At 60.5% G+C, this 23,666-nt stretch carries 18 protein-coding genes; 6 read left to right on the forward strand and 12 right to left on the reverse strand.

The genetic code is table 11. The features are described from left to right. Positions 1-13: 13 nt before the first annotated feature. Entirely contained in the window at positions 14-433 is a 420-nt protein-coding gene (gene dksA / locus PH562_RS15285; protein WP_015340076.1) for an RNA polymerase-binding protein DksA, read from the reverse strand. Positions 434-714: 281 nt separating this feature from the next. On the opposite strand from dksA, the gene PH562_RS15290 reads away from it, so the two are divergent. The 4 genes from PH562_RS15290 (at position 715) to PH562_RS15305 (ending at position 4,534) form a co-directional block, all read left to right on the forward strand. Continuing rightward, a complete protein-coding gene (locus tag PH562_RS15290) occupies positions 715-1,206 on the forward strand; it encodes a SixA phosphatase family protein (protein ID WP_113229907.1) in 492 nt (163 codons plus the stop codon). A 119-nt stretch (positions 1,207-1,325) separates the two neighbouring features. Continuing rightward, complete coding sequence (locus PH562_RS15295) at positions 1,326-2,801, forward strand: YcjX family GTP-binding protein (protein WP_285173950.1); 1,476 nt, start codon at positions 1,326-1,328, stop codon at positions 2,799-2,801. After that, complete coding sequence (locus tag PH562_RS15300) at positions 2,798-3,877, forward strand: YcjF family protein (protein WP_285173951.1); 1,080 nt, start codon at positions 2,798-2,800, stop codon at positions 3,875-3,877. Before PH562_RS15295 ends, PH562_RS15300 begins: the two co-directional genes overlap by 4 nt. A gap of 105 nt (positions 3,878-3,982) precedes the next feature. After that, positions 3,983-4,534: a hypothetical protein gene (locus PH562_RS15305; protein WP_285173952.1), complete on the forward strand. Its 552-nt coding sequence runs from the start codon at positions 3,983-3,985 to the stop codon at positions 4,532-4,534. A 74-nt stretch (positions 4,535-4,608) separates the two neighbouring features. Here PH562_RS15305 and folK read toward each other — a convergent pair whose 3' ends face one another. The 3 genes from folK to folP form a co-directional block, all read right to left on the reverse strand. Continuing rightward, positions 4,609-5,109 (reverse strand): 2-amino-4-hydroxy-6-hydroxymethyldihydropteridine diphosphokinase, encoded by a 501-nt coding sequence (folK, locus tag PH562_RS15310; protein WP_285173953.1) that lies wholly within the window; start codon positions 5,107-5,109, stop codon positions 4,609-4,611. A 10-nt stretch (positions 5,110-5,119) separates the two neighbouring features. Next, positions 5,120-5,491: a dihydroneopterin aldolase gene (gene folB, locus PH562_RS15315; RefSeq protein ID WP_285173954.1), complete on the reverse strand. Its 372-nt coding sequence runs from the start codon at positions 5,489-5,491 to the stop codon at positions 5,120-5,122. 61 nt (positions 5,492-5,552) lie between these two features. After that, entirely contained in the window at positions 5,553-6,410 is an 858-nt protein-coding gene (gene folP, locus PH562_RS15320; protein ID WP_483315352.1) for a dihydropteroate synthase, read from the reverse strand. Between the two features lie 103 nt (positions 6,411-6,513). Here folP and PH562_RS15325 point away from each other — a divergent pair, with 103 nt between their 5' ends. Next, positions 6,514-7,137: a DUF922 domain-containing Zn-dependent protease gene (locus PH562_RS15325; protein ID WP_374817498.1), complete on the forward strand. Its 624-nt coding sequence runs from the start codon at positions 6,514-6,516 to the stop codon at positions 7,135-7,137. 442 nt (positions 7,138-7,579) lie between these two features. On the opposite strand, the gene PH562_RS15330 is transcribed toward PH562_RS15325, so the two are convergent. Together PH562_RS15330 and PH562_RS15335 are read right to left on the reverse strand one after the other, a co-directional pair. Then, on the reverse strand, positions 7,580-7,900 hold the full coding sequence (locus PH562_RS15330; protein ID WP_285173956.1) for a 2Fe-2S iron-sulfur cluster-binding protein: 321 nt from the start codon (positions 7,898-7,900) through the stop codon (positions 7,580-7,582). Between the two features lie 149 nt (positions 7,901-8,049). Further along, entirely contained in the window at positions 8,050-8,418 is a 369-nt protein-coding gene (locus tag PH562_RS15335) for an Hpt domain-containing protein (RefSeq protein ID WP_285173958.1), read from the reverse strand. A gap of 492 nt (positions 8,419-8,910) precedes the next feature. On the opposite strand from PH562_RS15335, the gene PH562_RS15340 reads away from it, so the two are divergent. Then, the gene (locus PH562_RS15340; protein WP_285173960.1) at positions 8,911-15,780 is read left to right on the forward strand and encodes an apolipoprotein A-IV repeat region-like domain-containing protein; all 6,870 of its coding nucleotides are present in this window, start codon (positions 8,911-8,913) and stop codon (positions 15,778-15,780) included. Between the two features lie 134 nt (positions 15,781-15,914). Here PH562_RS15340 and PH562_RS15345 read toward each other — a convergent pair whose 3' ends face one another. From PH562_RS15345 to PH562_RS15370, 6 genes are all read right to left on the reverse strand, one after another. Continuing rightward, positions 15,915-16,241 carry an RcnB family protein gene (locus tag PH562_RS15345; protein ID WP_113229732.1) on the reverse strand — a complete coding sequence of 109 codons (327 nt, stop codon included), beginning with the start codon at positions 16,239-16,241 and terminating at the stop codon, positions 15,915-15,917. Positions 16,242-16,370: 129 nt separating this feature from the next. Further along, positions 16,371-17,981 carry a glycoside hydrolase family 43 protein gene (locus PH562_RS15350; protein WP_285173961.1) on the reverse strand — a complete coding sequence of 537 codons (1,611 nt, stop codon included), beginning with the start codon at positions 17,979-17,981 and terminating at the stop codon, positions 16,371-16,373. A gap of 78 nt (positions 17,982-18,059) precedes the next feature. After that, entirely contained in the window at positions 18,060-19,091 is a 1,032-nt protein-coding gene (gene mgrA, locus PH562_RS15355) for an L-glyceraldehyde 3-phosphate reductase (protein WP_113408007.1), read from the reverse strand. 68 nt (positions 19,092-19,159) lie between these two features. Beyond that, positions 19,160-20,293, reverse strand: a complete 1,134-nt coding sequence (locus PH562_RS15360) for a Gfo/Idh/MocA family protein (RefSeq protein ID WP_285173964.1) — start codon at positions 20,291-20,293, stop codon at positions 19,160-19,162. Between the two features lie 11 nt (positions 20,294-20,304). Next, entirely contained in the window at positions 20,305-21,066 is a 762-nt protein-coding gene (locus PH562_RS15365) for a sugar phosphate isomerase/epimerase family protein (RefSeq protein ID WP_285173965.1), read from the reverse strand. A gap of 104 nt (positions 21,067-21,170) precedes the next feature. Continuing rightward, positions 21,171-23,636 (reverse strand): beta-mannosidase, encoded by a 2,466-nt coding sequence (locus PH562_RS15370; protein WP_285173966.1) that lies wholly within the window; start codon positions 23,634-23,636, stop codon positions 21,171-21,173. Positions 23,637-23,666 lie beyond the last annotated feature (30 nt).

The following is a 23,666-nucleotide window of genomic DNA, read 5'->3' on the forward strand; positions in this document are numbered from 1 at the left end:
ACCGAACCACCATTCACTCGTCGCGATAAACCTTCTCGCGGCGCTCGTGGCGTTCCTGTGCTTCGATCGACAAAGTGGCGATGGGACGAGCGTCCAGACGCTTCAAGCCGATCGGCTCGCCGGTTTCTTCGCAATAGCCGTAAGTACCGTCTTCAATACGCTGCAAGGCGGCATCGATCTTGGAGATGAGTTTACGCTGGCGATCGCGAGCCCGAAGCTCGATGGCTCTATCTGTTTCCGAAGATGCCCGATCAGCAAGATCGGGATGGTTTGCGCTTTCCTCTGCCAGATGATCCAGGGTCTCGCGCGCTTCTCTAAGGATATCGTTTTTCCATGCTACCAGCTTCGCTCGAAAATAAGCTCGCTGGTTCAGATTCATGAACTCCTCGTCTTCCGAGGGCACATAATTGCTAAGATCGATCTTCTCACTCAACGCGATTCTCCTGAAGAACATCTCATATGGCTGGGCTGTATATCCCAACCAATAGTGCCGATTCAAGCCAAATAGATGCTGTCAACTGATTTTTAAATTTGTCATAAAATTCGGCTAAGGGTCTATTTTTTCATCACTTCTTCTCATCGAGCCAGATTCGCGCCTCTCGTAACCTTCCCGTGATGATGGAGCATTTCGCCTTCTGACGGATCGCGCAGCAGTTGACGGCACCGATGAAGAGACGTTACCTCTTGAGTGAAATGGAGCCTCGGGATCTTGCCATGATCAGCATTTCGCCGCCGCCCTCGCGGATCTATCTTCTGCGCCACGCCGAGGCCCTACAGGCTGTACCCGGGCAAAGAGATTTCGACCGTCCCTTGAGCGACAATGGCTACGCCGCAGCCGAGATAGTCGCCGACGAGGCAGCCGATAAAGGCTACAAGCCCGACCTCGTCATTTCCTCCACCGCGCTGCGCTGCCGCCAGACCGCCGAGGCTATACGCCGCGTCGTCACCCCGTCGACGGAATTCCGCTTTGTCGACGAACTCTATAACGGCTCACCGGATGTCTATCTGTCACTCATCGCCGCGCAGACCGATCAGGACTCGGTCATGCTAATCGCGCATAACCCGGTCATCGAACTGACGCTTGCGGCCTTGATCGGACGCGAGGCTCTGGCCGGCGCTCTGCCACGCGGCTTTCCGACAGCCGGCCTTGCCATAGTCGGTTCGACACCATCGGGCTGGGTGCTGCTCGACTTTGTCACCGAATAGAGACTTCGCCGATATATGCGGCGACCGCCCTCGCCGCTGCAGACACATATCCGCTCATCTTTTCGGCGCAAGTTTCCATCCCTATATTCACGGCCACGCTGTCATCCAGGGATCCCGCCTTGCCCCCGAGCCTGACCTCTTTCACCGACGACGCCCTCATTGCATTTGACAATCTTGCCGATCGCGCCGCCGGCCTCGTCAATCCGACGATCCGTCTGGGTGTCACAGGCCTCTCCCGTTCGGGCAAGACCGTCTTCATCTCCTCGCTGGTACATAATCTGCTGAATGGCGGACGTCTGCCGCTGTTCGAGCCGGTGCAGTCCGGTCGTGTCTCCGCCGTTCGCCTCGAGCCGCAGCCGGACGATGCCGTGCCGCGTTTTCAATATGAGGACCACATCCGTGCGCTAGTCAAAGACCGCATCTGGCCGGATTCGACGCGTGCCATCTCCGAGCTGCGCATCACGCTGGATTATCAAAGCGCCAGCGGCTGGAACCGCCTGTTTTCGCCCGGTCGCCTCTCGATCGATATCGTCGATTATCCCGGCGAATGGTTGCTCGACCTGCCGCTGCTCGCAAAGGATTTCCGCACCTTCAGCGAGGAAACGCTGGCTCTGGCGGAGACCGGCATCCGCGCCGAGCTCTCACGTCATTGGCTTGGCATAACGGGAGCGGCAGATATCGCTGAACCCGCGGATGAGATGAAGGCACGCGACCTCGCTGCCGCCTTTGCCGATTATCTCAAAGCCTGCAAATCCGATGAGCGCTCGCTCTCGACGCTGCCGCCCGGCCGTTTCCTGCTGCCTGGCGATCTCGACGGCTCGCCGGCCCTCACCTTCGCGCCGCTGAAGCTGCCTGCGGAGGGCAACGCATCGAAGGGTTCTCTATGGGCGATGATGGAGCGCCGCTACGAGGCCTACAAGTCCGTCGTCGTCAAACCCTTCTTCCGCGAGCATTTCGCCCGTCTCGACCGGCAGATCGTTCTGGTCGATGCCCTGCAGGCCATCAATCGCGGCCCGGAAGCCGTGCAGGATCTGGAACGGGCGCTGACGGATGTGCTGGCCTGCTTCCGTCCGGGCACAAACTCCCTCCTCTCCTCGCTGCTCGGCCGCCGCATCGATCGCGTGCTGGTCGCCGCGACTAAGGCTGACCATCTCCATCATGAAAGCCATGACCGGCTGGAGGCATTGACGCGCCGTCTCGTCGACCGTGCTATAGAGCGCATCGGCATGGCCGGAGCCGGCATCGATGTGATGGCCATCGCTTCGGTGCGGGCGACCCGCGAGGCAACCGTGACCCGCGAGGGGCAGACGCTTCCCGTCATTGTCGGCACGCCGATAGACAAGGAAACCATCGCCGGCGAGACCTTCGACGGCAATCGCAAGACGGCAGTCTTCCCCGGCGACCTGCCGGAAAACCCGCGCTGGCTGTTCGAAGCCCTTGAATCGGATGGGGCGAAGGTCCATCTGCCCGAGGTGAACGTTGTCCGGTTTCGCCCGCCGGAGCTCGACGAAACCGGTGAAGGCATCAAGCTCTCGGTGCCGCATATCCGCCTCGACCGCGCCATGCAGTTCCTGTTCGGAGACCGTCTCGCATGACGAAATCGACCGAAAACGAGCCGAACGGTGATCGTCGTCCCGGTGCCTTCACGGTGGAACCGGAAACCTCCAGAAAAGAGGCAACTCCGCCAGCGGTTCGCAAGCCGCAGAGCTTCGATACCGACATCGTGCTGACGCCCGACGCGGAAGATCCGTTTATCAATCCGGCCCTCGGCGCCGATTCGGATGCAACTGCCATCGCCAAGCCCCGCCGCAAGGGATTCTCCTTTGGCAAGGTGGCGCTCGGTGCGCTTGGCATTCTGGTGTCGCTCGCCTTCGGTCTCTGGACGGATCAGCTCATCCGCGACCTATTCAGCCGAGCCGACTGGCTTGGCTATACCGCCCTTGCGGTCGTCGCCATCGGCATTCTGGCCGTGCTCGCCATCGTTATCCGCGAAACTGCCGGAATGATGCGGCTCGCCGCCGTGCAGACCATCAAGGCGGAGGCGGAAGCTGCCATCGTCGAAACCCGACCGGCGCGCGCCAAAGCATTGGTCAAGCGGCTCTGCACTCTACTCGAAGCCAATCCAGACACGGCAAGAGGCCGCGCGACCCTCAAGGCAGCAGAAGACGACATCATCGATGCGCCTCAGCTCATTGATCTTGCCGAACGCGAGCTGCTCGGCCCGCTCGACCGCCGCGCCCGGGCGCTGATCCTCGGCGCGTCGAAACGCGTGTCGATCGTAACAGCCGTCAGTCCCCGCGCCCTCGTCGATATTCTCTATGTTCTCTATGAAGCGGCCAAACTGGTCCGCGCCATGGCCGAACTCTATGGCGGCAGACCCGGCACGCTCGGCATGGTCAGGCTGATGCGAGATGTGATTGCCCACCTCGCCGTCACCGGCTCCATCGCCGTCGGCGACAGCATCGTACAGCAGCTGATCGGCCACGGACTGGCGTCGAAACTGTCAGCGCGTCTTGGAGAGGGCGTCGTCAACGGCATGATGACCGCAAGGATCGGAATAGCCGCCATGGATCTCTGCCGACCGCTGCCCTTCAAGGCCCTCAAGCGACCGGGCATTACCGATTTCGCCGGCGACCTCACGCCGAATGTCACCGGCCGCAACCCGGCGTGATGACCTGTAAATTAGGGACTTCAGCACCTTCGGAAACCAAGCATTAACCATTCTAGGGCAAAAGTGACAACCAGTTTCACGGTTTCGCCTCGCTAGGGAATGTCCATGTTTTCGCGTCGATTTCTTCTTGTAAGCAGCCTTGCCGCCGCAGCCATCTCCACCGGCGTCTGGACGCAATCAGCCGATGCGGCACCCCGCGACAAGGCGTTCTTCCAGTCGATCTCAGGCACATGGAGCGGCCCCGGCGAGATTGTTGCTGGCAAGTACAAGGGCACGAAGTTCACCTGCAATCTTACGGGCAAGCCATCCGATGGCAGCAGCGCCGGCGTCAAGCTCGACGGCACCTGCCGCGTCGGCGTCTTCCAACAACCGATGTCGGCCGAAATCACACAGAACGGCAGTTCCTACAGCGGAAAATTCCTGGATGGCGCAGCCGGTAAGGGCCTCGATGTGACGTCCGGCGCGGTCAACGACAACACCGTCGTTCTCGGACTGATCCGTCAGAAGCTCAACGGCGCCATGATCGCCCGCGTTGCGGACAACAAGTCGATGAACGTCACAATCTCGGTGAAAGTCGGCGAGCAGATGGTACCGGTTATCGGCGTCACACTAAAGCGCGCCGACGTCGACCAGATGGCGGTCGGGTCGATCCAATAGTATTGATGAGAATTTATAAAGACAAAGGCCAGCAACTTTGCTGGCCTTTGTCTTATATATGCATGGAGTCCAATTCAGGCCGTCCGCCACCAGTCACGGCTTTCGTCCGCGACCTCGATACCTTCGACATCAATATCCTGCAGCCAAGCCGAGATTGCCCTACCCTTGACCACGAGATCCCCGGCGAAATCGGCAAGCGGCATCAGCACGAAACCACGCTCGACCATTCGCGGATGCGGAATGGTGAGCAGCGGCTCGGCCTGTTCCAGATCTCCATAGGTCAGCACATCGATATCGATCGTTCGCGGCCCCCAGCGCTCGATCCGCACCCGCTTCATCTGCCGCTCTATATCGAGGCACACGTCGAGCAAGGCTTCCGGCGAAAGCGTCGTATCGACCGCAGCACAGGAATTATAGAAGAAGGATTGGTCCGTCTTGCCCCAGGGCGGGGTGCGATAAAGCCGCGACACCGAAACCACCGGACAATCGCCGCGAGCGTCCAGCGTTCGCAAGGCGAGCGCCATGGCGCGGACCGGGTTGTCCAGATTGCCACCCAAACCGAGCGTCGTCCGCACGGCTACACCTTCAGGCAAAATGCTCAATGCTCACCTGTACATAATCGAGAACGCCCGGAACCGGGGCATTGGGCTTGCGTACCGTGATTTTGGCGCGGTGGATACTCGGAAAACGACGGCATAGTTCCTTCGCCACATCGAGCGCCAGCGCCTCGATCAGATAACGCCGGCGACCAGTCACGATTTCCTCGATGACGCTGAAGGCGACACCGTAATTGACGGTGTCGTCGATCGAATCGCGCTCCAGCGCATCGCTGGCCTCAACATCGAGTTCGGCATCGACGAAGAAGCGCTGACCGAGGAATTCCTCCTCATCATGAACGCCGTGCCGAGCAAAGAAGGCGCAGTTCTGCAAAGTAATGGTGTATGTCACAGCGCTCATGGCGTCTCTCCGTTTCGAACTGGCGCGATCGGGTCCGAAAACCGCTCCCTGGATTCGAGCATTATGCTTTAAGTCTCGCGCGCGTCCTGAGAATAGCATCCGCAACCGCCAGCGCGTCCCTGTTGATTGCGACATTGTGTACGCGGAATATGGCAGCCCCCTGCAATCGCAGGATCGCGCTGGTTGCGGCAGTGCCGACATCGCGATCGGCCGCGTCGCGACCCGTTATAGTGCCGACGAACCGCTTGCGCGAGGTGCCGACCAACAGGGGCAACTCAAAGCGCAGCAGAGCATTGAAACGCGTCATAAGCTCGAGATTTTCCTCGGCATTCTCCTTGGCAAAGCCAAAACCCGGATCGAGCACGATCGTCTGCCTGTCGACGCCGGACGCAGCCGCAATCTCCAGCGAGCGATTGAGAAAGAAAAGCTGGTCATCGATGGCATCAGGCAGCTTCTGCCGCTCACGCCCCGTATGCATGATACAGAGACCAGCGCCCGTTTGCGCCGCCACGGTGGCAATATCTGGCTCGCGCTGCAGACCGAACACGTCATTGACGATATGTGCGCCGGCTCCAATCGCCAGCCGGGCCGTATCAGCGCGGTAGGTATCGACCGAGATCAGGGCATCGGTCCTGCCGCGCAAGGCTTCGATGACAGGCAGCACCCGCCCCTGTTCCTCGCTGGCATTGACGACGGCAGCACCTGGCTTTGTCGATTCGCCGCCGATATCGATGATGGCAGCCCCGTCCTCGACGCAGGCCAGCGCATGGGCAACAGCCGCATCGACCGCCTCATAATGACCGCTATCGGAAAAGGAATCCGGCGTCACATTGACGATAGCCATGATGACGCTTTGTCCACCGACATTGATACTGCGGCCATGCGCGACATGCCAGGTTTGGCTGCGAAGCTCCGTCACGAACCGTCCATCCCATTGAAAAGGAAAAAAACTCGCGCTTAATATTGCGCTCACAGTGGCTATGCCGCAAGGTTCGCAGAAGTTCAACATGGTAGCGACACGAATGCCGCTTGCATCCCATAAGTTCAGTCTTTCGTGTGCGTTGCTACTCGCGTTCTGCATACCCGATGTCGCCGGTGCGGAAGTCATCGCCCGCAAATCCATTTCCTATTTCGACATCAAGGGCAGCACCGCCGACGAGCTCGATGCCGCCCTGAACCAGCGCGGGCCGCTGGCGATCGGCTCCAGCAGTCACCATCCCGGTGCGACGAGGATCCGCTTCGGCGGCAATGCGACCTACAGCGAAGCGAATGGCCGCTGCTATATTTCCAGCGTCAAGGTTACGGTCGATACGGAAATCATTCTGCCGCGCTGGCGCGACCGGCGGCATGCCAACAAGCAGCTTTCCATGATCTGGGATACCTTGGCTGCCGATATCCGGCGTCATGAGGACCGGCATGTCGAGATCGCCCGTCAACATGCGCGGCAGATGGAAAAGCAGATCCTCTCTCTGCCGTCAGCCAGCAATTGTGATGCGCTTCAGGAAAAGGCAAACGAAGTAACGTCGCGGGAAACAGACCGGCATGATGCCGATCAGGCGCGTTTCGACCGCATCGAAGCGATCAATTTCACGAGCCGGATGCAGAGGCTGCTCTACTATCGCAGCCGCCAAGGCGCCCGGCAGTAGCCTTTCGAAAAACTACTCTTCGGCGCAAAAAGCCATCAGCAGCGCCAACTGTGGGAAATCCGTCACTATTCCTGTGAATCGTCTGATCTCGTCGCTCTTTGAACTTTACGAGAATCTGAAATAGGTTTTTCCTATCAATTACAGAGACAAACGCACTGGTTGATTCGAAGAAGACCGGGCGTATGTCGCAAAAGGATCGATTTTGAGTACCTGCGTTGGCGGGTTTCTTCGCTCTTCGGCGCAGTCGGGGTTTGTTTCTCAAAGCATGCGCTAAGTGTTCTCCTGGCGCGTCCTGAAGCCGCAGGTGTTTCCTCCCTTGCCTGCGGTGATGCGCCCGCCTCGCCTCGCTCGCTGCACCAGCTGAGCGGGGCATCTTTTTTGGACATTAACCTTCCGCGGGATTATCGTAACGGACCGGGTGGGGCGTGCCCGAGGTCTGGTGTCAGGCCTGGCGTTCAGGCACGTGGACGATAAGGCCGTCCAGCGCGCTCTTCATCTTGATCTGACAAGAAAGCCGCGAGTTCGGACGGACGTCGAAGGCGAAGTCGAGCATATCTTCTTCCATTGCTTCGGGGCCGCCAACCTTCTCGGTCCATTCCTCGTCGACATAGACATGACAGGTGGCACAGGCGCACGCGCCGCCGCATTCCGCTTCGATGCCTGGAACGGAGTTGCGCACGGCATTTTCCATCACGGTGGAGCCCTCGTCGACATTGAGGTCAAAGCGCGTGCCGTCGAAGGCGACGATGGTCAATTTGGTCATGTGGGTGAATTCCGATATTTCGTGAATGAAGGGTGATCGGAATTTTACTTCCAACAAATCGCTGGGGCAGTCAACATTTGCGCCGCCGAAACGGTTTATCCCGTCTGGCGGTGCAAGGGTGGAGATCATTGATCATCGAGCGGATCGGCTCAGCGCGAAAGCTTCAAAATGAAGTTTTCGGCCTCGATGACGCTGGTTGTGACCGCCGCCATGTGAGCGGCGTCGCCGACATTGCTTTCGAGCGCTCCGGCCGCATCCGCCACGCGGAAAGCGCCAACGGCACTGGCCGCGCCCTTCAGCTTGTGCGATGCGGCCTCCATGCGCTTCGGATCGCCGCTGCCGATCTCCTGCAGGCAGGAACGGGCCTGCCTTGCGAACATCTGCAGGACCTCGACCTCAAGCGCCTTGTCACCCATCGTCTGCTTGCCGAGATGGACGAGATCGATCACCCGCTCCCGCGACGGGGCCGCGCCCCGCGAATTATCAGGAGATTCAAATGCGATGTTCAAAGCTGCCATGTGCCAATGCTCCCGTCATTTATCTATGACTGTTTTATGGACCTGCCGCATAGTTGCGGCCCGGGCATGGCCATCCAGTTAAATTTTGGCACATTCAGGGCCGAAAACTCCAGACATGGTTAACGTGCGTTAAACATGCTCAAAATCTTGGCTTTTCATGGCGTTGAACAGGCAAACAGGGTTAATGGGACCTTAACGATCCACTGGCTTTAAGGTGGAATTAATTGTCATGACTGGGGGAATGTGTCACTACGATACTAGTAAATTGGGTAGATGGCACATGCCTTTGCCCCGGAAGTGGATGATGGTAATGTTTTCATAACATCCGTTTGAAAAACCAGTTATCCACTCTGAATGTAATGGGAAATCCAAGCTCGGTGTTGATCGAAGGCGGAAGACCCCACGGGAGGCAGGGTTCGTCTTTTCCGGACGCGGCGGAATTACCGGAAGAGACACGGCAAGCCCGAGTGAGTTGTAACGAGGCGTAACCGCATGGCGAACAAAAAGTACATCGAGTCGGTCGAGGACAAGGCCTTTCAGGCATTGGACGAAGCTCTGCAGATCGATTTCAGTGACGAGAGCTTGGAGTCCCGCAGCGGCACTACGCCCGATGTCCCGGAGCGAAATGTGTCTGAGCCGCCGAAACAGCCGATAAAGCAGACTAGGGATGATGCCGCCCGCAAGAATGGCGGCGCACGCAGCACCGCCGCCCCTGCTACCCCGCCCCGCTCCGCCGAGGCGCCTAAGAACCCGAACCTTGCAGCCGCCAATGACGGCAGCCGGGCGAGTTCCGCAAGCATATTGAGAGCGCTTGATGGAGCCTCGCAGAGCCACGCGGTGCGAAACGCCACGATCTTCTCGCTGTTCTGGATCATCGGTGGCGCCGGCCTCGCCTTCATGCTCTACGGCACGCAGATCCGAAACATCCATTCGATCGCGGATCTCGCAGCCCTTCCAGGCGTCATCGCCTGCATCGTCGGCATTATCGTTCCGGTGCTGCTGTTCTATGCTTTCGGCATGATGATTTCGCGTGCGCACGACATGCGCAATGCAGCACGCTCCATGGCGGAAGTTGCCCTGCGTCTCGTCGAGCCGGAAACTGTTGCTTCCGAGCGCATCATGACGGTCGGTCAGGCCGTGCGCCGCGAAGTCTCGGCCATGAACGAAGGCATCGAACGCACCATTGCGCGCGCCACCGAGCTCGAAACCCTCGTCCATACCGAAGTCAATGCGCTGGAGCGCAGCTACGCCGACAATGAATTGCGCGTGCGCAGCCTGGTCCACGAGCTGGGTACCGAGCGCGATGCCATCGTCAATCACGCCGAGCGGATCCGCTCGTCGATCTCAGGCGTACACGATCAGATCAAGGAAGACCTCTCGCTGGCGACCGAAGAAATCGCCGTGCGCCTCTCCACTTCGGGGGAAGCCTTCGCATCGATGATCGACACGCGTGCGGCGGCACTCATGGAGAAGTCGGATTCCGCCGTCCAGGCCCTCGGCACCCTGCTTTCCGCCAAGACCGACAGCCTGCTGCAGAACCTCAACGCCTCGGGCCTCGCTCTCAGCCATGAATTCGACACCCGCCTGGAATCGCTGTCGTCGACCCTCGCCGAACGCGGCAACGCGCTGCTGGGCCAATTCGAAACGCGCGCCTCGACGCTCGATGCAAACACCGAAAAGCTGAACTCTGCGCTGAACGAACGTGCGCGCCAGCTCAACGAGACGCTGGTTGCCCGCACCCGTGAAATCAGCGAGAGCCTCACTGGCGGCGAGCGCTCCATTACCGGCACGCTCGACAATGTTCTATCCCGCCTCAACACGGCCCTCGACGAAAAGGGCGCGAGCTTCCGTCAAAGCCTGCAGTCGACGGCAGATGATGCCATCATGGACATCGATCTGCGCTCCGGCTTCTTCGACGAGCGCTTTCAGTCGACGATCGCACAGCTTTCGACGACGTTCGACGAGCGCGTATCGGAATTCACCTCCGCCTTCGACAAGCGCGCCGGTACCCTGGACACCAAGCTCACGGAAAGCCTCGCCCGCATCAATCAGTCACTCGGCAGCAACTCCGATGCGCTGGAAGGCATCCTGACCTCCAGCATCGAGCGCCTGGGTTCGCATCTCACCGATCAGTCCTTCGCTCTGGCAACGACGCTGGCGACCGGACAGGAGGTGCTGGAAAGCGCCATCGGTTCCAAGGCGAACGAGATCACGTCGGCGCTGCAAAACGCCACGACGGGCATTTCCTCGGCCCTCACCTCGGGCACGAGCGAACTCAACACCACGCTCGCATCGCATGCCGGCGCCTTCACCTCCGCCGTGCAGGGCGTCACGCGCGACGTCTCCGCCGCCCTGCAAAGTGGCACGGAAGAACTGACCTCGGCCTTCACCGGCCGCGCCAATGACATCAATAATACTCTCTCCGCCCGCACCAGCGAGATCACGCAGGCTTTGGGTTCCGCCCATGAGCGCGTCGACGCCGTGATGGCCGCTCGCAGCAGCGCGCTTTTCGGCGCACTGGCAGACAACCAGTCTCGTTTCGAGCAGACGCTTGCCGAGCGTTCGGAAGCGATCACCAATGCCGTCAGCGGTTCTCATGAGCATCTGACCGCCGCCCTCGACGAACGCACCTCGATGCTGGCCATTTCTTTGGCCGAAAGCCAGTTGCGCCTCGAAAACACGCTGGCGAGCCGCGCCGATGCCATCAACAGCGCCATGGCCGACACCCATAGCAAGCTGGCCGACACGCTCGACGACAAGACAATGGCGCTCGCTATTGCGCTTTCCGAAGGCCAATCCCGCCTGGAAGACACTGTTTCCGGTCATGCTGAACACGTTGCCAGCACGCTGGATGCGAAGACTAAGGACCTTGCGCGTGCGCTCGCCGAGGGTCAGGCGCGTCTCGAAAGCACCGTTTCCGGTCACGCCGAAAGCGTCACCAACGCCCTCGACGACAGAACGATGGCGCTCGCTATCGCGCTTTCCGAGAGCCAGGCCCGGCTGGAGGAAACCGTTGCCGGTCACGCCGACCGCGTCGCCGACACGTTCGAAGGCAAGACCAGTGCGCTCGCAGCGGCCCTGACCTCCGGCCAGTCTCGTCTTGAAGAAACCCTCGCCAACCGCGCCGAGGCGATCATCAAGGCATTTGCGGGCAATCACAATGCTTTGGCCGAAGCGCTGGACGACAGAACGATGGCGCTCGCCATTGCCCTCAGTGAAAGCCAATCCCGCCTGGAAAGCACTATCGCCGGACACGCGGAAAGCGTAGCAAGCACTTTGGATGACAAGACGATGGCATTGGCCATTGCCCTTTCCGAAAGCCAAGCTCGCCTTGAAAACGCCGTTTCCGGCCATGCGGAAAGCGTCGGCGCCACGCTGGATGACAAGACGATGGCGCTGGCCATTGCGCTGTCGGAAGCCCAGGCCCGTCTCGAGGATACCGTCTCCGGCCACGCCGAGCGCGTTGCCGATACACTCGAAGGTAAGACGCGAGCGCTCTCCGATGCGCTGACCTCCGGCCAGTCGCGCCTTGAAGCAACGCTTGCCAACCGCGCCGAGGCGATCACCAACGCATTTAGCAGCAACCACAACGCGCTGGCCGACGCACTGGACGACAAGGCGATGGCTCTTGCCATTTCGCTCTCAGACACCCAATCGCGGCTTGAGGATGCGGTGTCGAGCCGTCTCGACGCCCTATCCGAAACCGTTGCCGGCACTCACGACAGGATCGTCAACAGCCTCGACGATCGGACGATGGCGCTCGCCATCGCCCTTTCGGAAGGCCATGCAAAGCTCGAGGACACTCTTTCCACCAGCGCCAAGGCCATTGCTCACACCGTCACCAGTGGCCACGAGGCACTGACCAACACGCTCGACGACAAGAGCATGGCCTTCGCAATCTCGCTCGCAGAAAACCAGAACCGTTTCGAAAGCGCGCTGGAAGACCGGGCCAACGCACTTCTCGACAGCGTCTCCGGCGCAGAGTCCCGTGTCGCCGGCGCCTTTGGCGACAAGGCGGATGCCATTCGTGCCGCCTATAGCGAAAACCAGGATCGCCTTGACCGCTCGCTCGCTGGCCACACGAGCGCTCTTTCTGAAATGCTCGGCAGCAACAGCGATCGCGTAGAGACCATTCTCGGCACCACCACCCGTCAGCTCGAAAACACCCTCGGCGCCGGTCTGTCGCAGATGGATCAGAACCTGGCGTCGGCCTATGAACGTATGCGCTCCACGCTGGAAGACCGCAGCAATGCGATTAATCTTGCCCTGCGCGACGCGCATGCGCAGATCGACAACACGCTGATGGAGCAGACGACCGCTATCGGCACCTCGATCGCCACCAGCGCCAGCATGCTGGAAATGTCGCTCGAGGATCGCGAGGCTTCTCTACGCCAGACCATCGACACGAGCGCAAGGACGCTGGAAGAGCGCCTGAATAGCGGTGCTGGCGACATTGCCGGCCGTATCCAGCAGGCCGCCGGCGACATCGCACGCTCGGCCGAAACCTTCTCGTCCAACCTCAACCAGTCGATCGACGGCATGACGAACCGCTTTGCCGAGACCGGCTCGCGGGTCGAGGCCAGCCTGTCGGCTCTTGAAAACCGCATCAATGAAGGCGTTACCGGCGTTGCCGCCCAGGTCGACGCTGCCGGCAACCGCCTCTCCGATACGCTGGCGAGCGGCGCGGCAAAGATCGACGACAGCGGCAGCCAGGCATCCGCCCGCATCGAAGAGCGCCTTTCAACTATGGACCGTGCCCTCAATGTCGGTCTCGAAGCCGTCAATCGCACGATCGAAGGCAAGGCCGCCAATCTGGCCACCACGCTGCGCACAGCCGTTGCCGACGCCGCGCAAGGCATGGACACGGAAGCGACGCGTACGGCCGAGCTGCTTGCCAACACTGGCCAGCAATTCGCCGAAAACCTCGGCAATCACAGCGATGCCTTCGCCCGTGCAATGACCGAGCGCTCCAACGACCTCGTCAACCGCGTCTCGGAAACGCAGAACCGGTTGGCAAGCCAGGCTGCGGCCGTCGCCCAGACCTTCTCGGAAGCAGGCAATGCGATCGTCAACAAGGTCGCCGAAGCCGAGGGCCTCGTCAGCAATCAGGTCAATACGATCTCGCAGGCTCTGTCTTCCGCAGAACAGTCGCTGGAAGCCCGTGGCGCAGCTATTCGCAACACGCTTGCCGGCGGCAGCGAGCAGATTGCTGCCTCCATGGCTCAGGTGGAGCGCGCGCTCGACGAGCGCAGCACGGCGATCCGCAGTTCTCTGGAAGAGCGCGCCCGTGAAATCGGCTCCACGCTTGCCGATGTCGACAAGGCGCTGGAAGCCCGTGGCTCCTCCATACGCACCTCGCTTGACGAGCGCACCCGCGAGCTGAATTCGATGCTTGCCGGACGCTCCACCGAGCTGTCGCGCCTCATCGACGAAAAGGCTCGCCCGATCGTCGATCGCTACGCGGCAACGGGCCAAGAAGCGGCAGCCCTCATCTCTGCGGCAGCTCAGGAAAGCACGGAACGCTTGCGCGCTGAAAACGCCGCCCTCATCAACGCGATCTCATCGCGCACCGAGCACGCGGTCAACACGGTCAGCGCACTCGAAAACAACCTGCTTGCAAGCGTCAACGGCATCATTGCCCGGCTGGCGGACAATAACTCGGCGATTGCCGGCCTGCTGTCCAACGCGGCCACCGAATTCGCAAACGTCGACGATCGCCTCACCGCAACCTCCTCGCGCTTTGCCGAATCTGCCGCGAAGGCCGGCGAGATGGTCTCGGCCTCGAGCCGTCTTCTCGAAGGCAAGGTCGATAAGCTGTCCGAAATCACCGGCCAGACCCTGTCGCAGGTCGGCAGCATCGTTGGTCGTTTCGACGATCATTCCAAGGTGCTGACGCAGGCATCCCAGCTTCTGGGGGCCGCTCAGTCGAACCTCGTCTCGACGCTGGAAGAGCGCGAAACGGCACTGCAGAACCTCGCCGTTGGCCTCGTTCAGCGCTCGGAAGAGATCGAGAACACCATGCGCGCCCTCGGCTCGATGGTGGAAACGGCCTTCGACCGGGCGGAGCAGCGGTCGAACCAGGTGACCGGCAATCTCCGCCAGAGCGTGCAGTCTTCCTTCGGCGATATCGGCCGCGTTCTCTCCGACGCGGAGAAGCGCGCCGAAGATGCGGCGGAAAACATGCGCTCCGCATTGCAGAAGGCCGGCGAGGAAGCGAACCAGGCAATCGAAAACACATTCGCCAATGCCGAGCGCCGTTCCAGCGATCTCACCAATCGCCTGCGCGGCGGCTTGACGGCCTCGCTGTCCGAGGTCGAGCAGATGCTCGCCGACGCCGGAAAGACCTCCGATACAGCCGCCCAACAGCTGCGGGAGACGCTACGCGTTGCAGTCGATGACGCGATCGGCCGCTTCGCCGGTGCGACGGACGAAATCCGCCGCTCGGCCGGCGACATCCGCCGCGAGCTCGACCTCACCCGCAGCGAACTGAAGCGCGGTGCCTTCGACCTTCCGGAAGAGGCAAAGGAAAGCGCCGCAGCCATGCGTCGCGCCGTTGCCGAACAGATCAAGGCCCTGCAGGATATCTCGCAGATCGTTGGCCGCTCGACGCAGCAGCTGGAGATTTCCGAGCCTGCAGCCCGTGCTCTGGCCGATGCACAGCCCGCTCCGCGCCCGCAGCCTGCCGCACCTGCCCCGCGGCCGCAACAAGCTGCTCCGCAACAACAGCCTCCGGTCACCCAGCAGCCCGTTCAGCGGCCGGCACCGCAGCCGCAGCAGCCTTCGATCGAGTCGCTCGGCTTGCGTGGGTCGATCCCGGCCGAGCGCCCGGCGGCACAGCCGCAGCGTCCGGCGGAAACAGCAGCTCCTGCCCGTCAGGAAGCAGCAGGCGGTGGCTGGATCAGCGATCTGCTGCGTGGCGCTTCGCGTGACGAAAACGCCGGTCTGCAGCCCGCGCGCCAGACGACCGCGAAAGCCCCGGCTGAACAGGCTCCTGCTCCTGCCGCACGCAACCCGCGTCATGTCGTGGAATCGCTAAACTCGCTTTCGGTCGATATCGCCCGCGCAATCGATCATGACGCCTCGGTCGATCTATGGCGCCGTTACCAGCGTGGCGAACGTGACGTGTTCACGCGCCGCCTCTATACACTAAAGGGCCAGCAGACCTTCGATGAGATCAAGCGCAAATACGACCGCGAGCCGGAATTCCGCACCGCAGTGGATCGCTACATCGCCGATTTCGAAAAGCTGCTCACCGACGTTGCTCGCACCGATCGCGACAAGACGGCTACGCAATCCTATCTCACATCGGATACCGGCAAGGTCTACACCATGCTGGCGCACGCAGCGGGCCGCCTGAGCTGAGATAGGCAGAGGACGAATAACTGATCCTCGGCAGAAATGCCGGGGATTTTGATTCAAGGTATTTCTTGGATTTTATGGCATGAAAATGGGCGGCTCAGCCGCCCTTGCTTTGTTTGGCAGCAGCTCCGCCCGACTTATCGCGCCTCATGTACCTTCGAGATCAAACCGCTGGTAATACCCACAAGGAGGAAATTGTTCTTGAGGCGAACCCAGTGATAGCCGCGCGGGGGCGTGGACAGCTGATAGACGCGATAGTCTATTTCCGTTGCGCGGCGGCGGTCGGAAGCCGACAGGCGACGCCCCTTGACCCAGCCGCCCTTGCGGATGACGACCTTCTTCTTCACCACCTCTTTCTGAACAACAGTCTGCTTGCCGGCGGGAGCAGGCTTGACCTGCGCTGCCGCCGCCAGCGGCATCCCGAGAATAGATGCAGCAAGAAGGACAGTGAAGATTTTTCTCATTGGTTGTTTCCTCATTTCAGACTCTGCACGCGAACTTATCGTGACAGACATGAAACGAGTCTGACAGTCGAATTACAATTCCGTAATGGACGTGATTGCTTCGGCCAGGCGCCCATATCGCCAGTAAGCTTACAGCTCATCGTAGTTGAACCAGTCGAAATCCGCTGTCTTCGCCCGCCCCGAGGTATCGAAGGCAAACATGCCGACGAAAGCACCGGTGAAGGAGCCGTGCTCGCCTCGCCCGCCCTCATCCGAGATGACACCGGCGTCGAGGACAGGCCCGATCGCCTGCCATGCGCCCATGCCTTCCGCTTGCCAGAAGAACTGCAGGTCGTTGTCCCGCACCTCCATGGCAAGCTGGATCCGCCCGTCCGGCACGGCGACGCCGCCCTCGATCGGAAAACTCAGGCGACCGTTCGGATAGTCCCCCGGGCAGGTCATGATAGTGACGCAGCGGCCGAGCTTCTCATGCAAGGTCACGGCAACGGCATGCAGTTTGAAGCGATTGTAGTAATGGGTGAGACCAGCAACCTGCTGATAGGTATCGGGCTGGAAATCGACGACCGTTTCGGCGCGGAAACTGTGATGTTCCTGACGGCGGGCGACGAGCGCCTGCTCGAACCAGGAACCGATGCTTTCGCGGGCAAAAAGCCGCAAATGGCCGCGCCGCTCCGTCACGCTGAAGATGCGTTCCGGCTGCGGCGTACGCAGCCACTGGAAATCCATCGGCAGCCTGCCCTCGTCGAAATTATAGCCGCTGCGGCGTGGCTTTTCGATGCGCTGGGCGCCGTTCAGACCAGCGACCTCGACATCGGGAATGCTGGTGCCATTTTCAAGATAGAGCCAGCCGTCCTCTTTCCAGACGCATTTCTGCAGGGCGGTCTCCCGACCGAGCGTGCAGCGGCGATGCGGAGGCAGAGGCCGCCCGCAAAGATGCGTATGATAGAACTGTCCGTCATGCGTCTCGACATATTGTCCGTGGCCGGCGCGCTGCAATGCCGCTTCCGGATGGTCCTTCGACGTAATCAGGTATTTATTCGGATGCAGTTCGTATGGCCCGGCAATGTCGCGGGAGCGCGCCATGGTCACGGCATGATCATAGCCGGTGCCGCCTTCCGCCGTGGTCAGATAATAAAAGCCGTTACGCTTGAAGAGATGCGGCCCTTCGACCAGTCCCAGCTCCGTGCCGGCAAAGATGTTCCTGATCGGTCCCTTCAAGGATTTCGTCGCCGGATCCCATTGCTGCAGCAGAATACCGTCGAAGGCCGGCGACTTCGGCGAGCCGCCATAGCTCTGCGTGCGATGGTTCCATTGCATGTTGACGAACCACTTGCGGCCATCGTCGTCGTGCAACAGGGATGGATCGAAACCGGAGGAGTTCACATAAGCCGGCTCGGACCATTCGCCTTCGATGGTCGGCGAAGTCACGATGTAATTATGAGCGTCCTTGAAGTTGCCATCATAGCGCTTGACGTCGGTATAGACGAGCCAGAACCGCCCATCCGCATAGGAGAGGCAAGGCGCCCAGATGCCGCAGCTATCGGGTTCGCCGCGCATGTCGAGCTGCGAAGCGCGCTCCAGCGGCCGCCTTACGAGCGTCCAGTTCACGAGATCGCGCGAATGATGGATCTGCACGCCCGGATACCATTCGAATGTCGAAGTGGCGATATAATAGTCCTCGCCGACGCGGCAGATGGACGGGTCGGGGTTGAAACCCGGCAGGATCGGATTGCGGATCATGAACTCTCTCCTCCGGAGACCACGGCAAGCGGCAATAAGAAAAACGCCCGGAAACCAGTTCCGAGCGTTTTAGGATGATTAATCGCGTTCGGCCGACTTGGCCCAGAGATTGATGTCGGCCTCCTTGGCATAGACATCGATCTGCTTCAGCTCTTCGGCGGTGAAGTCGAGATTATCGAGCGCCTTGACGCAATCGACGATCTGCGACGAACGGCTCGCGCCGATCAGCGCAGAGGTGACGCGGCCGCCGCGCAGAACCCAAGCGATCGCCATCTGCGCCAGCGTCTGGCCGCGCTTCTCGGCGATCTCGTTGAGCTTTCTTATATTGTCGATGATAGATGGACGGATGAAGTCGCGCTTCAGGAAGTGGTTCTGCGCCGCGCGGCTGTCGTCCGGAATACCGCCGAGATACTTGGTCGAGAGCATGCCCTGCGCCAACGGCGAGAAGACGATAGAGCCGATACCGAGTTCTTCGAGCGTATCCACCAGACCGTCTTCCTCGACCCAGCGGTTGAGCATGGAGTAGCTCGGCTGATGGATCAGGCATGGCGTGCCGAGTTCCCTAAGGATGGCGGCAGCCTCACGCGTGCGCTGCGAGTTGTAGGAGGAAATACCGACATAGAGCGCCCTGCCCGAACGGACGATATGGTCGAGCGCGCCGCAGGTCTCCTCCAGCGGCGTATCCGGATCGAAGCGGTGCGAATAGAAGATATCGACATAGTCGAGGCCCATGCGCTTCAGGCTCTGGTCGCAGGAGGCGATCAGATACTTGCGGCTGCCCCACTCGCCATAGGGACCCGGCCACATGTCGTAGCCGGCCTTGGAGGAGATGATGAGCTCGTCGCGCAGCCCTGCGAAATCGGTACGCAGGATCTCACCGAACGCGGTCTCGGCGCTGCCGGGAGGCGGTCCGTAATTATTGGCAAGGTCGAAATGGGTGATGCCGAGGTCGAAGGCCGTACGGCACATGTCGACCTTACGGTCATGCGGCGTGTCGCCGCCGAAATTATGCCAGAGCCCCAGCGAAACCGCCGGCAGTTTGAGACCGGAACGGCCGGTCCTGTTGTATTTCATTTTTGAATAACGATCGGATGCCGGTTGCCAGGCCATGATGGAATTCCTTCGAGATGAAAAGCGCGCGGGTTGGTCACCCGCGCGCAAACTAGCTCTTCCCGCGCTTACTTCAAGAGCGCTTGTGCCTCTTCGATGCCGAGGGCCGCTGGCTGCGTGCAGGTCGTACTGAGATCGATGAAGCGGCCCTCCTCGCCAGACTTCAGGATCGAGGTCATGACGTCGACGCCGTGCAAAGTGCGGTCGAGCGAGCAACGCGCATCGCGGCCGTCGATCAGCGATGCCGCCATATCGGCAAGCCCGGCCGTGCGATAGTTGGCGCGCGCGCCGCTCGGGCTTTCCTGGTTGGCGATGCCAAAGGGATGCGCCCAGTTTTCCAACGGCTTGATGTCCTTGTCGCGGCCGCTTGCCTCGACGGTGCCGCCGAAGAAGTTCGGATCGGGCACGTAGAGCGAACCCTCGGTGCCATAGAGCTCCATATTGGCATGTCGGTGCGACCACACATCCCAGCTCGCCGTCAGCGTAATCCGGGCGCCACTGACGAATTCGAGCAGTGCCTGGATCGTCGTCGGCGTCTTCACCGGGATGATCTCGCCATTGCGCAGCTGGCTGGTGATCGTGCGGGTCGGCGATGCCATGGAGGTCATCGCACCCACACGCTTCACCGGTCCGATCAGGTTGATGAGGTTCGCGACGTAGTACGGGCCGAGGTCGAGGATCGGGCCGCCGCCGGGCAGGAAGAAGAAGTCCGGGTTCGGATGCCACATTTCCATGCCCGGGCTCATCACATGGCATGAGCCAGAGGTGACGCGACCGATACCGCCGTCATCAATGAACTTGCGAGCGAGCTGATGGGCGCCGCCGAGGAAGGTATCGGGAGCGCAGCCGACGGCCAGCCCCTTCTCCTTGGCGATGCGACGCAGCTCCTCGCCCTGCTCCAGCGTCAGCACCAGCGGCTTTTCGGAGTAGACGTGCTTGCCGGCTTCGAGGATGCGCTTGGAAACCGGGAAATGCGCATCCGGAATGGTCAGATTGACGATGACGTCGAGCTCGTCATTGGCAAGCAGCTCGTCGATGGTCTGGGCCTTGACCTTGTATTCCTCGGCGCGCGCACGCGCCGCTTCCATATTGATGTCCGCGCAGGCCAGTACCTTCAGCCCCTTGAAGAGCGGTGCGAGCGAGAAATAGGTGGTTGAGATGTTGCCGCATCCGATGATGCCGACGCCAAGTTCCTTAGCCATGTGGAAATGCCTCAAAAGCTCTTGAAGGATGCGATGGAGCGTGTGATCAGGCGATCGACATCGCTCGGATTGTCATGTTCGACGACGAAGTGCTTGGCCTTTGTGCCGGCGAGCGCCTTGAGCAGCTTTGCCCACGGAACCGTGCCATGACCAACGTCGGCCCAGCCATCTTCATTCTTGTTCTCGCCCGCCGGCGCAATGTCCTTGACATGAACGGCGGTGATGCGCGGACCGAGCTTTTCGATCCAGGCGAAGGGATCGCCGCCGCCACGGATGACCCAGGCGATATCGGCTTCCCAGGAAATATCCGGAGCACCTTCGAAGATCTGCTCGATCGGCAGCGAGCCGTCGGCCTGCTTGACAAATTCGAAGTCGTGGTTGTGCCAGCCGAATTCGAAGCCCTCATCCTTGTAGGGCTTGCTCATTTCATGCAGGCGCTTGCCGAATGCGCGCCAGCCGGCCGCATCGCTCGGGCGCTGATCGGCGCCGATATGCGGCGCATAGATCGAATCCATGCCGAGGGTCTTGGCGATGGTCAGCGACTTCTGCACTTCCCCGTCGAGGAAATCCGGGCTGAAATGGCCGCTTGCCATCCGCAGGCCGTTCTTGTCGAGTTCGGCGCGCAGGTTCTTGAGGCCAGTCTCGTCGAGATCGGCATAGATGCCGCCAAAACCCTCGACTTCGGCATAGCCGGCCTTGCCGAGCTTGACGAAGATCTCCGAATAGGGCTGGAAATTGCGGGCGCTATAAAGCTGAAATCCAAGTTTCGTCATCGATAGTCCTCCAATGGCCTCCGGGCCGTCTGTCTTGGGCTTGTGGCCCCGAAAGCGCCGCCACTGCGGCGCGATAGCTCAATCCGTCGGTTGCTGGCCACCGGCTAGCTGTCCACCGACTGGCTGGATTGCAAATCATAGATGCGGAACGCAGGAACGCCGCCCGCAACGGGCTTGGCCGGCGTGAAGACGATGCGGCGGCTTTCGCCGGCGGCAAGATCGAAAGCGTTGTCGGAATAACGCCCCTCGACCTCGCTCTCGATCATCACGAACAACGCAAGTCCCTTTGCGGTGATAGTGAGTTCCACCGTCCCGTTCTCCTCTTTCTCCTCCCGCAGAACCGTCAGTCCGGCGGGCTGAAGCTCGAGCGCCTTGTAGGTACCGTGGACATAATGCCCCTCGCCGCCCATGCCGTTCGATGCGGTGAAACGCCATGCCAGCAGGCAATCCGCCGGTATCTGATCCGCATCGATCGACAATGCCGTGACGGCGGCATCCGGCGTGCACACGGCATGCGCCGTCGTCAGCGGCACGCGCTCGCCATTGAGCTTCAACAGCGAGACGGAGATATCGGCCGTGACATCGGCGTTCGTATCGTTGACCAGGGAAAAGCGGATCGTCTTGTTGTCTTCGGAGGGAATTGCCGCGACCGATACGGGCTGGAAGAAGCGCCGCACCAGATAGTGCATCACCTTCCAGCGGCCGCCGTAATCGAGACTGGACCACGAGGCGACGGGCCAGGTGTCGTTGAGCTGCCAGTAGATCGTGCCCATGCAATGCGGCTTCAACGACCGCCAATATTCCACGGCCGTCTTGATGGCGAGACCCTGCTGGACCTGGCTCAGATAGACGAAATTCGGGAAATCCTTCGGAAAGCGGAAATAGCGGAACATCGTGCCGGCGATGCGCTCGTTGCCGCCGGCATTCTTCTGGTGCAGTTCCATGACCGGAGAAGCGATGTTCATATCCTTCGCCTCGGCATAGGTCTTGATGACGGGCAGCGAGGTGTAGGACTGGAAGCCGAATTCCGAGCAGAAGCGCGGCCGCACGGAACGATAATTGTCAAAGGACTTGTTCTCGTGCCAGACCGACCAGTAATGCATGTCGCCGGAGCCATCGGCATGCCACGCATCGCCGAAATTGAGATAGCCCGAAGCCGGGCTCGACGGCCACCAGATCGCATCCGGCAGCGCCTTCTTCATAGCCGTCTCGATCGTCCTGTTCAGGCGATCGTAGGAGACGAGATAGCGATCCCGATCTTTACGGGACTCCTCGAACCAGGTGAGCGCGCCCACCAGCTCATTGTCGCCGCACCAGAGAACGATGGATGGATGCGTCGCAAGCCGGCGAACCTGATAGCCGACCTCCTCCTCGACATTCTCGAGGAAATCACCCGTCGACGGATAGAGATTGCAGGCGAACATGAAGTCCTGCCACACCATCAGCCCCAAGCGGTCGCAGGTGTCGTAGAACCAATCATGCTCGTAGAAGCCGCCGCCCCATACGCGGATCGCATTCATATTGGCGGCGGCGGCCGATTGCAGCAGATCCTCGGTCGCCGCCGGGTTGGAGCGTGAAAACAGCGCGTCGGCCGGAATCCAGTTGGCCCCGCGGGCAAAGATCTCGCGACCGTTGACCTTCAAGGCGAAACGGTTGCCCGCTTCATCTTCTGTGGTGATGAGCTCAACCGTACGAAGGCCAATCTGCCGCGTGACGGTTTCGAAATTGGTTTCCACGGACAAAGCATAAAGTGCTTGCTCGCCATTGCCGGCCGGCCACCAGAGCCTGGGCTTGTCGATGTGGAAGAAGTGGGTGATTGAGGTCTCGCCGGCATTGACGCCGACATCGAGGCGCACACGCTCGTCGTCGAGCGAGAAATAGAGCTGCGTAATCCCCGTTCCCTTGGCAAATAGCGCTACCGTCACCTTGAGGTCGACCGAGCCGTCGTCATTGTGAATCTGTTGCGTGACGATATTCTCGATACGGGCGATCTCGAGCTTCTTCAGCGCGATGGTGCCGTAGAGACCGAGGGGCGCGATCGCGATGTTCCAGTCCCAGCCGAAATGGCATTGCGGCTTGCGCAGCATGTTGCCGTTCGGGATCGGGGAATTGCCGGTGCTGTAGGGAATGTAGAAAGGCTGTTTCGCCTGAAGGGCAGCGCCAGCCGAAATGCTCGAATGCAGGACGATGCGAATGGTATTTTCGCCTGTCTTCAGCGCCTTCGAAACATCAGGGCGATAGCGCTGGAAGCAGTTGTTGGCTTCCAACACGAGCGTATCGTTGACATAGATGCTGGCGACGGTATCGAGATAGTCGATATCGAGATACCAGTCGCCGCCGATATCATCGAGCGTGAAGCTGCGCGTCAGCTCCCAATCCTGCTGGGCGACCCACTGCACGACTTCTTCGTTGCGTGCGAAATAGGGATCGGGAATAAGCCCTTCCGCATATAGCGCGGAATGGATATCACCGGGCAGAGACATGGAGAGAGAATGATCGCTGTCGGGAGAGGTCAGCCTCCACGAACCGACGAGATCGATGGCAAGATTATCATTGATCGAAGACGACATCGGACCTCCCCGGACCGCTGCAAAGAAGGA

Origin of the sequence: Rhizobium centroccidentale (assembly GCF_030182565.1) — a bacterium.
Classification (GTDB): Bacteria; Pseudomonadota; Alphaproteobacteria; order Rhizobiales; family Rhizobiaceae; genus Rhizobium.